The sequence below is a fragment of the Pseudomonas sp. PA1(2017) genome, assembly GCF_001945375.1.
Classification (GTDB): Bacteria; Pseudomonadota; Gammaproteobacteria; order Pseudomonadales; family Pseudomonadaceae; genus Aquipseudomonas.
Genome location: NZ_MSXU01000015.1, coordinates 71,753 through 85,278, shown reverse-complemented (window position 1 = coordinate 85,278; position 13,526 = coordinate 71,753). Strand labels below are relative to the sequence as shown.

The 13,526-nt window shown below is 63.8% G+C and carries 12 protein-coding genes; 9 read left to right on the top strand and 3 right to left on the bottom strand.

The features are described from left to right. Positions 1-14: 14 nt before the first annotated feature. The 5 genes from BVH01_RS21060 (at position 15) to trpC (ending at position 4,163) form a co-directional block, all read left to right on the top strand. Entirely contained in the window at positions 15-554 is a 540-nt protein-coding gene (locus BVH01_RS21060) for a glycoside hydrolase family protein (protein WP_075932202.1), read from the top strand. Next, positions 551-1,102 carry a hypothetical protein gene (locus BVH01_RS24725; protein WP_075932201.1) on the top strand — a complete coding sequence of 184 codons (552 nt, stop codon included), beginning with the start codon at positions 551-553 and terminating at the stop codon, positions 1,100-1,102. The genes BVH01_RS21060 and BVH01_RS24725 overlap by 4 nt, the downstream gene beginning before the upstream one ends. Before the next feature lie 588 nt (positions 1,103-1,690). Beyond that, positions 1,691-2,287: an aminodeoxychorismate/anthranilate synthase component II gene (locus tag BVH01_RS21050; protein ID WP_075932200.1), complete on the top strand. Its 597-nt coding sequence runs from the start codon at positions 1,691-1,693 to the stop codon at positions 2,285-2,287. Beyond that, positions 2,284-3,330 carry an anthranilate phosphoribosyltransferase gene (gene trpD, locus BVH01_RS21045; RefSeq protein ID WP_075932199.1) on the top strand — a complete coding sequence of 349 codons (1,047 nt, stop codon included), beginning with the start codon at positions 2,284-2,286 and terminating at the stop codon, positions 3,328-3,330. Before BVH01_RS21050 ends, trpD begins: the two co-directional genes overlap by 4 nt. After that, positions 3,327-4,163 carry an indole-3-glycerol phosphate synthase TrpC gene (trpC, locus tag BVH01_RS21040; protein WP_075932198.1) on the top strand — a complete coding sequence of 279 codons (837 nt, stop codon included), beginning with the start codon at positions 3,327-3,329 and terminating at the stop codon, positions 4,161-4,163. Before trpD ends, trpC begins: the two co-directional genes overlap by 4 nt. A 45-nt stretch (positions 4,164-4,208) precedes the next feature. Here the strand turns inward: trpC and nadC are convergent, their stop codons facing one another. Continuing rightward, positions 4,209-5,057: a carboxylating nicotinate-nucleotide diphosphorylase gene (nadC, locus tag BVH01_RS21035; protein WP_075932197.1), complete on the bottom strand. Its 849-nt coding sequence runs from the start codon at positions 5,055-5,057 to the stop codon at positions 4,209-4,211. A 290-nt stretch (positions 5,058-5,347) separates the two neighbouring features. Here nadC and BVH01_RS21030 point away from each other — a divergent pair, with 290 nt between their 5' ends. From BVH01_RS21030 to ampE, 3 genes are all read left to right on the top strand, one after another. After that, on the top strand, positions 5,348-7,645 hold the full coding sequence (locus tag BVH01_RS21030; RefSeq protein WP_075932196.1) for a DUF1631 domain-containing protein: 2,298 nt from the start codon (positions 5,348-5,350) through the stop codon (positions 7,643-7,645). A gap of 152 nt (positions 7,646-7,797) precedes the next feature. Next, a complete protein-coding gene (gene ampD / locus BVH01_RS21025) occupies positions 7,798-8,361 on the top strand; it encodes a 1,6-anhydro-N-acetylmuramyl-L-alanine amidase AmpD (protein ID WP_075932195.1) in 564 nt (187 codons plus the stop codon). Further along, positions 8,358-9,194, top strand: a complete 837-nt coding sequence (gene ampE, locus BVH01_RS21020; RefSeq protein ID WP_075932194.1) for a regulatory signaling modulator protein AmpE — start codon at positions 8,358-8,360, stop codon at positions 9,192-9,194. Before ampD ends, ampE begins: the two co-directional genes overlap by 4 nt. Here ampE and BVH01_RS21015 read toward each other — a convergent pair. Continuing rightward, positions 9,191-9,973 carry a TatD family hydrolase gene (locus BVH01_RS21015; RefSeq protein ID WP_075932193.1) on the bottom strand — a complete coding sequence of 261 codons (783 nt, stop codon included), beginning with the start codon at positions 9,971-9,973 and terminating at the stop codon, positions 9,191-9,193. The two genes, ampE and BVH01_RS21015, sit on opposite strands and share 4 nt — an antisense overlap. 141 nt (positions 9,974-10,114) lie before the next feature. On the opposite strand from BVH01_RS21015, the gene BVH01_RS21010 reads away from it, so the two are divergent. Continuing rightward, the gene (locus BVH01_RS21010; protein WP_075932192.1) at positions 10,115-12,166 is read left to right on the top strand and encodes an AsmA family protein; all 2,052 of its coding nucleotides are present in this window, start codon (positions 10,115-10,117) and stop codon (positions 12,164-12,166) included. Positions 12,167-12,409: 243 nt separating this feature from the next. Here BVH01_RS21010 and cra read toward each other — a convergent pair whose 3' ends face one another. After that, a complete protein-coding gene (gene cra / locus BVH01_RS21005) occupies positions 12,410-13,399 on the bottom strand; it encodes a catabolite repressor/activator (RefSeq protein ID WP_075932191.1) in 990 nt (329 codons plus the stop codon). Positions 13,400-13,526 lie beyond the last annotated feature (127 nt).

Genomic DNA, 13,526 nt, shown 5'->3' with positions numbered 1-13,526 from the left:
CTTGGAGAATCCCCATGGCCCGACTTACTGCCACCCAGGCGGGTGGCCAAAACGTACTCGCTTTCCTCGATATGCTGGCCTGGAGCGAAGGCACGTCGACCGTCACCGAGAGCGACGACGGCTACAACGTGCTGGTGGGCGGCGCGCTGTTCGACGACTACAGCGCGCACCCGCGCCAACTGGTCGAGCTGCCGCGCTACGACATTCAGTCCACGGCGGCCGGCCGCTACCAGTTCCTGGCGCGCACCTGGGACGCCATCGTCGAGCTCTACAATTTTCGCGGGCGCTTCACGCCGCAGGCCCAGGACCTGGCCGCGGTGAAACTGCTCGAAGAGTGCGGCGCACTGGCACCCATTCAGGCCGGCCGGGTAGCTGAGGCGATCAGTGCGGCGGCACCCATCTGGGCCAGTCTGCCGGGCGCCGGCTACGGCCAGCGTGAGCACGATCTCGCTGCGCTGCTGCGCATCTACCGACAGGAACTGGCCGCCCAGGCGCGTGACAGGGAAGACCTGCTGGCCATGTTCATCGCCTGCGGCGGACGGGTGACAGCATGAGCCTGCTTACGCTGATTCCCGTCCGCTATCGATGGCTGGTCGGCGGCGGCCTGGCCCTCGCGCTGCTGCTCGGCGCAATCAGCCTCGGCTGGGTGGTTCAAGGCTGGCGCCTGGGCCAGGCGCTGGCCGCGCGTGACCAGTCCCACGCCGAGGTCATGGCGCGCCTGCACGACGCGGCCGCTCGTGAAATCCAGCGCGCCCAGAACAAGCGCCTTGCACTCGAGCAACAGCTGCAGGCGTCCTCGCAAACCCACTACAGGAGACTTGGCGATGCTGAACAAAAGGCTGCGCGTCTGCGTGATCGTCTTGCCACTGCTGAGCTACGGCTGTCGGTCCTTACCGCCGACACCGACGCTGCCGGCGCCGATCACCATCCCAAACTGCCCACCACCACCCGCGCCGGACGCCTGGTGGATGGCGCCCCACGAGCCGACATTGACCGAGGAGCTGCTCAACGAATTGTCGACATCAGCGGGCGCGGCGACCGCGCCATCATCGCCCTAGGGATGTGCCAGGCGTACGTGCGAGCCATCGGTGAAACGCCTTAAGAAGCTGTTCACGATCTTCATGTGCATGAAGCGGGAACTACAAGGCAGAAGCGGCCGGTGAGATTGTAGGAGGGGATCGGCCGCTCCCGCTGTTGCCAAAACCGACGAACCTGAGCTGAAGGATTATGAATAGGTTCCTGGTGCGGTGCTCACGCGGCGTTGAGAGTGACGAGCCCGGGCCGCAGAGTGCTCGCTCTCCGGCTCACTCGCGCTGCCAGCGCATCACGCGCTCCTGGTGCTCGGCGGGTAGATCGTTCTGCTCGGCCATCAGGGCGGCGTTTGCCCATGATGCCGGGTGTCGCAATGCCAGTTGCACGCCATGGCTCTGCTGGGCTACTGTGCCGCAAGATAAACGCGAGACCTTCCCAGTGACTCCCAGTAGCACCCTTCTGATGCGCGTCATCAAGGCCCACGCCCGTTGGCGTTGGCGCGCCTGATCTTATTTCTCCGGCCAGCCCGGACGATTCTCTCTGCCTTTCTTCAACATCGCATGGTCAAACCCAGTCTTAGAAAAAGCGGGTATATGTGCGGGTATGAAAATAAAGGCTCTAGGAAAAATCGCAGTAAAATCAAAGGGTTAAATCTAAAATGCTGCTGATGATCGACAACTACGATTCCTTTACCTACAACGTGGTGCAGTACCTGGGCGAGCTGGGTGCCGATGTCCACGTCATTCGCAATGACGAGCTGACCATCGCCGAGATCGAGGCCCTCAAGCCCGAGCGCATCGTCGTCTCGCCCGGCCCGTGCACGCCGACCGAAGCAGGCGTGTCCATCGAGGCCATCCTGCACTTCGCCGGCAAGCTGCCGATCCTCGGCGTCTGCCTGGGCCACCAGAGCATCGGCCAAGCCTATGGTGGCGACGTGGTACGCGCTCGCCAGGTGATGCACGGCAAGACCAGCTCGGTTTTCCATGAGAACAAGGGTGTGTTCGCCGGCCTGGCGATGCCGGTGACCGTGACCCGCTACCACTCGCTGGTGGTCAAGCGCGAGACCCTGCCGGACTGCCTTGAGATCACCGCCTGGACGCAACACGAAGACGGCGCCGTCGACGAGATCATGGGCCTGCGTCACAAGACCCTGAACGTCGAGGGCGTGCAGTTCCACCCTGAATCGATCCTGACCGAGCAGGGCCATGAACTGTTCGCCAACTTCCTCAAGCAGACCGGAGGCGTGCGCGCATGAATATCAAGGAAGCCCTCAACCGCATCGTCGCCCAGCTCGATCTGAGCACCGAGGAAATGCGCGATGTCATGCGCGAAATCATGACCGGTCAGTGCACCGACGCACAGATCGGCGCGTTCCTGATGGGCATGCGCATGAAGAGCGAGACCATCGACGAGATCGTCGGCGCCGCCAGCGTGATGCGCGAACTGGCCTCGCCGGTGGAGATCGCTGCCGAGCGTCTGGTCGACACCTGCGGCACCGGTGGCGACGGCATGAACATCTTCAACGTTTCCACCGCAGCGGCGTTCGTCGTCGCCGCCGCGGGCGGCAAGGTGGCCAAGCACGGCAATCGCGCGGTGTCGGGCAAGAGTGGCAGCGCCGATCTGCTCGAAGCCGCCGGCATCTATCTGGGCCTGACGCCGGTGCAGGTGGCGCGCTGCGTCGAAACCGTCGGCGTCGGCTTCATGTTCGCGCCGTCCCACCATGGCGCCATGAAACACGCCATCGGCCCGCGTCGCGAGCTGGGTCTGCGCACGCTGTTCAATATGCTTGGCCCGATGACCAATCCCGCTGGTGCCAAACACCAGGTAGTTGGCGTCTTCAGCCAGGCACTGTGCCGGCCTATGGCCGAGGTGCTGCAGCGCCTGGGCAGCGAGCATGTGCTGGTGGTGCATGCCCAGGACGGTCTCGACGAGATCAGCCTGGCGGCGCCGACGTTCGTCGCCGAGCTGAACAATGGTGTGGTCAGCGAGTACCGCATCCAGCCCGAGGATTTCGGCATCAAGAGCCAGAGCCTGATCGGCCTGACCGTCGAAGGCGCCGGGCAATCGCTGGAACTGATCCGCGATGCCCTGGGGCGTCGCAAGAGCGAAGCCGGTCAGAAGGCTGCCGACATCATCGTGCTCAATGCCGGCGCTGCACTCTATGCAGCCGACCACGCCGACAACCTGCGTGACGGCATGAGCCTGGCCCACGACGCCCTGCACACCGGCCTGGCCCGGGAGAAAATGGAAGAGTTGGTGTCCTTTACCGCGGTATTCAAACAGGAGAATGAAGGGTGAGCATTCCCACCGTTCTGGAAAATATCCTCGCCCGCAAGGCCGAAGAAGTGGCGGCGCGGCGCGCCGTCGTCAGCCTGGCCGAGGTCGAGCGTGAGGCCCGTGCGGCCGACCCGGTGCGTGGCTTCGCCAACGCGCTGATCGAAAAGGCCAAGAGCAAACAGCCGGCGGTGATCGCCGAAATCAAGAAGGCCTCGCCGAGCAAGGGCGTGCTGCGCGAGAACTTCGTGCCGGCGGACATCGCCCAGAGCTATCAGGATGGTGGCGCGACCTGCCTGTCGATCCTCACCGACATCGATTTCTTCCAGGGCGCCGACCGTTACCTGCAGGAAGCGCGCAGCGCCTGTTCGCTGCCGGTGATCCGCAAGGATTTCATGATCGACCCATACCAGATCGTCGAAGCACGGGCGCTGGGCGCCGACTGCGTGCTGCTGATCGTCTCGGCGCTGTCCGATGCACAGATGGCCGAGCTGGCCGCGACCGCCAAGTCGTTCGATCTCGACGTGCTGGTGGAGGTACACGACGGCGACGAGCTCGAGCGTGCGCTGAACGTGCTCGACACCCCGCTGGTGGGTGTGAACAACCGTAACCTGCATACCTTCGACGTCAGCCTGGAAACCACCCTCGACCTGCTGCCACGCATTCCCCGTGACCGCCTGGTGGTGACCGAGAGCGGCATCCTCAATCGCGCGGATGTCGAGCTGATGGAAATCAGCGAGGTGTATGCCTTCCTGGTCGGCGAAGCCTTCATGCGTGCCGAGAACCCCGGCTCGGAGCTGGAGCGTCTGTTCTTCCCCGAGCGCAAGCGACTGGTCAGCAGTCCGGATGTGGATTGAAGAAACAAAAACGGCGCCCAAGGGCGCCGTTTTCTTTTGGAGCGTTTACAGCGCCAGGCGCATCGACAGGTCCACCGCCTTGACGTCCTTGGTCAGGGTGCCGATGGAGATGTAGTCCACGCCGGTTTCGGCGATGCCGCGCAGGGTGCTGTCGTTGATCCCGCCCGAGGCCTCCAGCTTGGCGCGCCCTGCTGTGATGGCGACGGCTTGGCGCATGTCGTCCAGCGACAACTCGTCGAGCATGACGATGTCGGCACCGGCCGCAAGGGCCTGCTGCAGTTCGTCCAGGCTTTCCACTTCCACCTCGACCGGCTTGCCCGGTGCGATGGACCGCGCGCTGGTCACCGCCGCCGCGATGCCGCCGCAGGCGGCGATATGGTTTTCCTTGATAAGAAAGGCATCGAACAGCCCGATGCGGTGGTTGTGGCAGCCGCCCTGAGTCACCGCGTACTTCTGCGCCAGGCGCAGGCCGGGCAGGGTTTTGCGGGTGTCGAGCAGCTTCACGCCGGTGCCTTGTACCAGGTTGGCGTAATGCTGGCAGCGGGTGGCGACGGCCGACAGCGTCTGCAGGAAATTCAGCGCGGTGCGTTCACCGCTGAGCAATGCCCGGGCCGGCCCTTCGAGGTGGAACAGAGCCTGATTGGGTTCAGCCTGCTGGCCGTCCTGCACCTGCCAGTGTACGGCCACCCGGGCATCGAGCTGGCGGAACACCTCGTCGACCCAGGCTGTGCCGCAGATCACCGCGCGGTCTCGGGTTATCACGGTAGCATTGGCCAGGCGTGACTCGGGAATCAGCTGCGCGGTGATGTCCCCGCTGCCGATGTCTTCGCGAAGGCTGCGACGGACGTTGGCCTCGATTTCGGCGCGAAGCTCAGGGAGCAGTATGTTCGGCATGGAGCCTCCGATTGGCTGAGGCGGCGATTATAAGGGCTGCGACCGCCACTGTTACGTTCATCGGGTAAAAATGAACCCTGACTGTAACGATTGGTCACATGCGCAGTTCGGCGGCAGCCCGTCAGATGGCCTGTGATGCATTTCATATCTGCAGGAAATTGCTTTGGCATCTCCCGCAGCAATCCGATATGTTTTAATACAGAAGTATTGACGTCATACCCTTGACGTTGAAGCGGTGCCCGCATTCCTGTTTCAGTTTGCTTCACCAGCGCTCTGCGCAGGAGATCTTGATGAAGAACGATGCCAACGTAGTGCATCTGAACAAGATGGTCCCTGAGACGGCCCGCCCCGCAGCTGCCCGGCTGCCTGCATCGCTCATTCAGGTTCGTGACCGCGCCGCCAACCAGCTCAAGCAGGCGCTGCAGGCATTGTTCGACAATGCCGACGACACCCTGTTCGACATGGCCGACCGCGCCACCAGCAATGCCGAGCAAAATGCCTTTTTCGAAGCCATGCGTGACCTGCGCCTCAAGCGCAAGGGGATCGAGCGTGGCTTCCTGCAGCGTGTATTCGAGTCGTTCGCCAGCCTCAACCAGTACGTGGTCGGCAAGCCGCCGACCCTGGATGCGGTGTCTTTCGACAGCCTCTCACTGGTACAGAACGACGAGTTGGAAGAGACCGTCGCGCTGGATTCCATGATCGCCAAGGTGCTGAGCCGCGACCATGTCGCGCTCACCCACCTGACCACGCGCTTGAATGCCATCGTCAGCAAGAAGCTCGATGACAAGTCCAATCCCCTCGGCCCGGTTTCGCTCAGCGAGCTGTTCCTGGAGTCGTGCAGTGGCCTGGGTGTGGAAATCAAGGTCAAGCTGATCATCCTCAAGTTGTTCGAGAAGTACGTGCTCAGCGGCCTCGAACAGCTGTATACCGACGCCAACGGCGTGCTGATCGAAGCTGGCGTGCTGCCAGAGTTGAAGGCCGTACCGACACGTCGCCCGTCCGCCCATGGTCGTCCCGAGCGCAGTGATTCGGTCGAAGGCTTCGAGCGCTCCGCCGGGTTCGGCGACGACGAGGTGCGCGAAGTGTTCGGCGCGCTGCAGGAGCTGCTGTCGCAAACCCGTGAGGGCATCGCGCCGCGGCGCCAGGCGCCGGCCAATGCGATGCCGATTTCCACCAACGACCTGATGCGTCTTCTGTCCCATCTCCAACAGCGCGCGCCGATCCAGGCACCGTCGGATGTCGACCTGCGTGCCCAGCTCGAACACCTGCTGACCCGCGCCAGCGCCAAGAGCGGCCGCGTGCGGGTGGTCGGCGAGGTCGATGAAGACGTCATCAACCTGGTGTCGATGCTGTTCGAATTCATCCTCGACGACCGCAGCCTGCCGGACTCGCTGAAGGCCTTGATCGCCCGCCTGCAGATTCCCATGCTCAAGGTCGCGGTGCTCGACAAGACGTTTTTCAGTCGCGGCAGCCATCCGGCACGCCGCCTGCTCAACGAGATCGCTACCGCGGCGCTCGGCTGGGGCGACCATGACAGCAATCAGCGCGACAGCCTCTATCAGAAGATCGAGCAGGTCGTGCAGCGTCTGCTCAACGATTTCACCGATGACCCGGCGATCTTCTCCGAGTTGCTGGCCGATTTCCTGGCCTTCACCGGTGACGAGCGCCGTCGCAGCGAGTTGCTCGAACAGCGCACCCGTGACGCCGAAGAGGGCAGTGCGCGTGCCGAGATGGCCCGCCGGGAAGTGGAGCAGGCCCTGAACGAGCGGCTGCTCGGCAGGACGTTGCCCGAGGTGGTCGTGCGGTTGCTGCGCGAAGCCTGGAGCAAGGTCATGATGCTGACCTGCCTCAAGCACGGTACCGATTCTGAGCAGTGGCAGAGCACCCTCGCCACCATGGATGAGCTGATCTGGAGCGTGGAGCCCCACAACAACCCGGAGGCGCGTCTGCGCTTGCTGGAGTTGGTGCCCGGCCTGCTCAAGGCGCTGCGTGAAGGCATGGCCAGTGCGGCGTTCGATCCGTTCTCCACCAGTGAATTCTTCAGTCAGCTCGAAGCTCTGCACGTGCAGGCTTTCCAGCGCTTCAAACGTGCCATTCCCGATGTCGAGCGCGCGGCGCCGACCGAGTCCGACGAAGTGCAGCGCTCGGCGCTCTCTGCCGTCGGTATCGAGCTGCCACTGCTCGACCTGCAGCCGGAAGAGGAAAGTAGCATTTCGGCGATGGTCGAGATCGTCGAGGAGATCGTGCTCGAAGCGCCGGGGCAACCGCGCAGCGAGCCGCAGGATGAGCCGGTGCTGGCCGACGACGATGAATCGCTGTTGCATGTCGATGCCTTGCGCGTCGGCAGCTGGGTCGAATTCCAGGAGGACGACGAGCACAAGCTGCGTTGCAAGCTGGCGGCGATCATCAAGCCGACCGGCAAGTACATCTTCGTCAACCGTACCGGCATGAAGGTGCTCGAGAAGACCCGCACCGGCCTCGCCGTGGAATTCCGCCGCGACGCGGTGCGCTTGCTTGACGATGCGCTGCTCTTCGACCGCGCCCTCGAATCGGTGATCGGCAACTTGCGTCGTCTCAAGGGCGCCTGAGCCTGAAAGCCACTTCCCGTTGATCGATCTTCTTCTCACGGCCCGTCAGGGCCGTGAGTCGTTCTGGCCGCCGCCAAGGGCCGCGCGCCGCGCCATCACTTGCGCTGAAACATCAACAAACCCTAGAGTGTCCGCTCTCTCGGGGAGCACCTATGCGCAAGCAACTCGAAGACGGCTGGTATCAGGGGATTCAGCACTGTCCTTCGCCCAACTTCAACGAGCGTCCGCAGGGCGAGATTTCCCTGTTGGTCATTCACAACATCAGCCTGCCGCCGGGGCAATTCGGCACCGGTCAGGTGCAGGCGTTCTTCACCAACTGTCTGCAGGCCGACGCGCACCCGTATTTCGCGGGGATCGCCAGCATGACGGTTTCCGCACACTTTCTGATCGAACGCGACGGCACCGTCGTGCAATTCGTGTCGTGCCTGGACCGGGCCTGGCACGCCGGCGTGTCCTGCTTCGAAGGGCGTGAGAACTGCAACGATTTCTCCCTGGGCATCGAGCTCGAGGGTACGGATCATCTACCGTTCACGGATGCGCAGTACGCTGCTCTGACGCAGTTGACGCGTGCACTGCAGCAGGCCTATCCGGCCATTACCGCTGCGCGCATCTGCGGGCACAGTGATATCGCGCCGGGCCGCAAGACCGACCCCGGGCCGGCATTCGACTGGGCGCGGCTGCGCTCGTCACTGATGACTGATAAGGAGGCATCATGAGTTTTCTGGTGTTGTTGCTGGTGCTGTGGGTGGAGAAGTTTTCCGCCTGGCGTCAGCGAATCCAGCACGATGAACCCTGGCTGCGCGCCCTGGCTCGGATGGAGCGCGGCGGTACCACCAGCGACTCGCCCTGGCTGGCCATCGCGCTGCTGGTAGGTGTGCCCCTGCTGATCCTGGCCGCGCTGCTGAAATTGCTGGCGCCACTGGCCTATGGTTGGCTGCTGTTGCCGATCCATCTGCTTGTGGTGATCTACAGCCTGGGCCGAGGCGATCTGCTCGCTGCGTTGGGCCCGTTCCGTGACAGTTGGCGGCGTGGTGACGGCGAAGCGGCCTTCCTGGTCGCACAGCGTGACCTGGGCGTGCAAGCCGACGGCGAGGCGACGCTGCTGCCGAACGTGCAGACCTACCTGGTCTGGCAGGCCTACCAGAGTTTCTTCGCGGTGATCTTCTGGTACGTGTTGCTGGGGCCGCTGGCCGCGCTGGCCTATCGCCTGCTGGCGCTGATCGTCGAGAATGGTCAGTCCGAGGCCCTGCGCGAGCGCGCCGGTCAGCTGCGGCATGCCTTCGACTGGTTGCCGGTGCGGGTGCTGGCGGCCAGCTTCGCGCTGGTCGGCAACTTCATCGCGGTCAGCCGCGCGCTGCTGCACGAAGTGCTGAGCTGGGATATCTCCGCTGCACAACTTGCAGCTGGCGCGGCGCGTGCCGCCGCCGAAACCCCGGAGCCAGCTCTGGGCGAGGTGGGTGTGACGACGCTCGACAGCCTCTGGCAGTTGCTGGTGCGCGCGGCCATCCTCTGGTACGCGGCAATCGCACTATGGACGTTGTTCTTCTAGTTACGCCAGCCGAACAGCTGGGCCGCATTGCGGCTGCTGGCGGCGGCCAGCGCCTCGGGTTCGATCGCCAATAGCGTGGCGAGCTCGCGGCAGATCGCCGGCAGGTGGACCGGGCTGTTGCGCATGTGTGGATGCATGGCCGGCGCCATGTCCGGTGAATCGGTCTCCAGCACCACGGCGTCGAGCGGCAGGCGCGCAATGACCTGGCGCAGGCGCTTGGCCTGGGGCCAGGTGGCCGCACCACCCAGGCCCAGTTTGAAGCCCAACTTCAGGTACTCACGGGCCTCCTCGTAACTGCCAGCGAACGCGTGGATGATGCCGGCACGCCGCAGCTTGAAACGCTTCAGGGTGGCGATCACCTGGGCATGGGCGCGCCGGACGTGCAGCAGCACCGGCAGTTCGAGGCGTTCGGCCAGCGCCAGTTGCGCTTCGAAGAGCGCTTGCTGGCGCTCGCGGTCCAGTTCAGGCAAGTAGTAATCCAGGCCGAATTCGCCTATCGCGCAGAGCTTCTCGTGGCCTTGCCGCTCCAGCAGCCACTGCTCGAGTCGTTGCAGGTCCTCTGGCCGGTGGCTGTCCAGATAGACCGGATGCAGGCCGAAGGCCGCATACAGCACGTCGTGCGCCAGTACCTGGTTCCACAGGCGCTGCCAGTTGCCATGCTCGACGCCCAGAATCACCAGCTTCTCGACGCCCAGCGCGCGGGCCTCGGCGAGCACGCGGGGGCGATCTTCATCGAAGTCGGGGAAGTCCAGATGGGTGTGGGTGTCGATCAGTCGCATGGGCCCGCCAAGGGTCGAGGTTGTAAGGGCGGCAGGTTTGTACACCTGCATGACAACATTCTGTGAGTCATTCCGGGCATTGGCCAGTCGAATGATCAGGGACGGTGATTGTGGGGATCGCCGATAAAAAGGGGCCGCCGCATGATGCGTCTTCGCAAGATACTCGGCTGGTGCCTTGCCAGTCTCCTGCTACTGATCGCAGCTCTGATGCTGTTTCTGGTGCTGTTCGACTGGAACCTGCTCAAACCCACCATCAACGCACGGGTTTCCGAAGCGCTCAATCGCCCCTTCGCGATCGAGGGCAATTTGGCCGTCACTTGGCAGCGCGAGCCTGACGAGCCCGGCTTTCGCGCCTGGGTGCCCTGGCCCCACGTGTCTGCCGAGCAGCTCAGCCTGGGCAACCCCGATTGGGCCAAGGGTGAGCACTTCGTCTATCTTGAGCGCGTCGAAGCCAGCCTGTCGCCCGTGCCGCTGCTGTGGAAAACCGTGTCGATTCCGCGCATCCAGCTGACCGGCGCCGATGCCGTGCTTGAGCGCCTGGCCGATGGGCGCGCCAACTGGACTTTCGATCTCGGTGAGCAGGAGCAGCCGGAACAAGAAACCGCGTCGCCCTGGGTGATGGACATCGGCACCATCGGCTTCGACAAGGCTCGGGTCAGCGTCGACGATAAGGTTTCCCAGGCCAGTGTGAACCTGCAGGTCGAGCCGCTCGGCGAGCCCATCGCCTTTGCCGAGATCGTCGGCAAGGCGGCCAACCAGGCGGAGGAGGACGCCGTGCAGCCGCAGGATTACGCTTTCGCCTGGCAGGCCAAGGGTCGTTACAAGGGCCAGGCTCTGAGCGGCAATGGCCGCATCGGTGGCTTGCTGGCGTTGCAGGATGCCCGCTCGCCATTCCCGGTGCAGGCCGATGTGCGAGCCGGCACCACACGGGTGCAGGTGGCCGGCACTCTGACCGATCCGAAGAACCTGGGCGCCCTGGATCTGCGTCTGCGGCTGTCCGGCGCCAGCCTTGGCAACCTGTACCCGCTGACCGGCGTCACGCTGCCCGATACGCCGGCCTATTCCACCGACGGGCGACTGGTTGCCCAGCTGCAGGACCCGGATGGGCCGCTGTTTCGCTACGAGAAATTCAATGGCCGCATCGGCGATAGCGACATCCATGGCGATCTCACCTTCGTGGCTCGCGAGCCACGGCCGAAGCTCTCCGGAGCACTGGTGTCCAACCAGCTGCGCTTCGCCGACCTGGCGCCTCTGATCGGTGCCGATTCCAATGCCGAGAAGAAGGAGCGTGGTGCGGCGAGCGTTCAGCCCGGCAACAAGGTGCTGCCCGTGGAGGAATTCCGCACCGAGCGTTGGCGCGACATGGACGCCGACGTCAGCTTCACCGGCAAGCGCATCGTGCATAGCGAGCAACTACCCTTTACCGACCTGTTCACCCATGTGGTGCTCGATAACGGCAACCTCAGCCTGGAACCGTTGCGCTTTGGCGTGGCGGGTGGACGGCTGGAATCGATGCTGCGCCTGGACGGCAGCGCCACACCGCTCCGTGCCCGGGCTCAGCTGAGTGCGCGCAATTTCCGCCTGCGTCAGCTGTTCCCCAATGTCGAGGTGATGCAGAGCAGCCTCGGTGCCTTGAACGGCGATGCGGCCATCAGCGGTACTGGCAATTCGGTTGCGACCCTGCTGGGCAGCGCCAATGGGCACGTCAAACTGCTGATCAACGACGGCCGGGTCAGTCGTAACCTCATGGAGATCGCCGGCTTGAACGTCGGTAACTATCTGGTCGGCCGACTGTTCGGCGATAACGAGGTGGAGATCAACTGTGCAGCCGCCAATCTCGACATCAAGCAAGGCGTGATGCGCCCGCAATTGATGGTGATCGACACCGAGAACGCGCTGATCGGCGTGGACGGCACGGTGAATTTCGGCAACGAGCAGCTCGACCTGACCATCACCCCCGAGTCCAAGGGCCTGCGGATCTTCTCGTTGCGTTCACCGCTGTACGTGCGCGGCACTTTCAAGAACCCCAACCCTGGCGTGAAGGCAGGGCCGCTGGTCTTGCGTGGCGCTGGCATGCTGGCCCTGGGGGCGCTGGTCGCACCGGCCGCCGGCCTGGTGGCGCTGGTCGCCCCAAGCGGCGATCAGCCCAACGAGTGCGAGCCGCTGCTGCAGCAGATTCGCCAGGGGCGCTGAGATCGTTAAGCCCAGGTTATTTTGGTAGCCCAATAGCGGGAGCGGACATGGAGCACTGCTCTTTTGTGGGAGGGGCTTTAGCCGCGAGTTCTTTGTCTGCCCTGATCAAAAACTCGCGGCTAAAGCCGCTCCCACGAGTTCGCTGGATGGCTTCTTCTGTCTTGTAGTTGCCGCTTCATGCGCATGCAAGATTTTGAACAGGCGCTAAGAGTTGCGTGAAAGGCCTCCGGCTGAGAGGCCTACCTAGGGCTTGAAGCGAATCTTCAGGCCTCGCTCGATGGCATCCAGGCCCGGGTGGTAGCTGCCGTCCAAGGCGTCGAGCAGGCGGTCGAACACCCGCTCGGCGATGCGCTCGTGCTGCTGGGAAATGGCATTCACGCGCATGGGCAGGAAGTCTAGCAACTGTGCATCACCGAAGGTGCCAAGGCGCAGGGTGCGGGTATCCAGCTCGGGATGTTCGTGCAACGCATCGAGCACGCCTTCCAGTAGCACGTAAGCGGTGGTCACCAGCACGTCTGGCAGGCCATCGCTGGCCAGCAGTTGCTTCATTTGCCGGTAGCCCCACTGGCGGCTGAATTGCTCGGCGTGGCTGACGTTAACCAGCCCATCGAAGCCGGCCAGCGCATCCCGAAAGCCCTGTTCGCGGGCCTGGCTGATCGGCAACTCCAACCGAGCGCCGATCAGGGCGGCATGGCGCTGGCCCTGTTGCACCAGGCTGCGGGTCAGCTGCTCGCCGGCCTGGCGGTCATCGCTGACCACCGAATACAGGTGCTCGGGGTCCAGGGCGCGGTCGACGGCGATTACCGGTGTGCCGGCAGCCACCAGTTGGCGGTAGTCGGCGGCGTCCTGTGGCAGGCAACTGGCGACGATCAGCGCATCGCAGCGCCGCGAGCGAAACAGTTCCAGCAATTGCCGCTCGCTGTCTGGCTGGTCGTCGGAGCTGGCGATCAGTAACTGGTAACCGGCTGCCCGCGCGCGCTGTTCGAGCAGCTTGGCGAGCCGCGCATAGCTGGGGTTTTCCAGATCCGGCAGGATGAACCCCAGGCAGCGGCTTTCGCCACGGCGCAGGCCGGCGGCCTGGGTGTTGGGGCGGTAGTCGTGCTTTTCCACGACTTCGAGCACGCGCTGAACGGTGGCCGCGCTGATACGCCGCTTGGCGGCCTGGCCATTGATCACGTAGCTGGCCGTGGTCACTGAAACGCCGGCCAGGCGGGCAATATCGGTCAACTTCAAATGGCTGTCTCCTCTGCCAGGCCTTCAAGGATTACCCATAATCAGGTAACGTGCCAGTCCTAGATGAAACGATTCAGCAAACGAGTCGACTAAGCTAACAAGAATGTCCGCCAAGCCCGTCTGCAGC

Coding starts and splice junctions, on each gene's coding strand:
- BVH01_RS21060 (WP_075932202.1), top strand. CDS start 15: ATGGCCCGACTTACTGCCACCCAGGCGGGTGGCCAAAACGTACTCGCT.
- BVH01_RS24725 (WP_075932201.1), top strand. CDS start 551: ATGAGCCTGCTTACGCTGATTCCCGTCCGCTATCGATGGCTGGTCGGC.
- BVH01_RS21050 (WP_075932200.1), top strand. CDS start 1,691: ATGCTGCTGATGATCGACAACTACGATTCCTTTACCTACAACGTGGTG.
- trpD (WP_075932199.1), top strand. CDS start 2,284: ATGAATATCAAGGAAGCCCTCAACCGCATCGTCGCCCAGCTCGATCTG.
- nadC (WP_075932197.1), bottom strand. CDS start 5,057: ATGCCGAACATACTGCTCCCTGAGCTTCGCGCCGAAATCGAGGCCAAC.
- BVH01_RS21030 (WP_075932196.1), top strand. CDS start 5,348: ATGAAGAACGATGCCAACGTAGTGCATCTGAACAAGATGGTCCCTGAG.
- ampD (WP_075932195.1), top strand. CDS start 7,798: ATGCGCAAGCAACTCGAAGACGGCTGGTATCAGGGGATTCAGCACTGT.
- ampE (WP_075932194.1), top strand. CDS start 8,358: ATGAGTTTTCTGGTGTTGTTGCTGGTGCTGTGGGTGGAGAAGTTTTCC.
- BVH01_RS21015 (WP_075932193.1), bottom strand. CDS start 9,973: ATGCGACTGATCGACACCCACACCCATCTGGACTTCCCCGACTTCGAT.
- BVH01_RS21010 (WP_075932192.1), top strand. CDS start 10,115: ATGATGCGTCTTCGCAAGATACTCGGCTGGTGCCTTGCCAGTCTCCTG.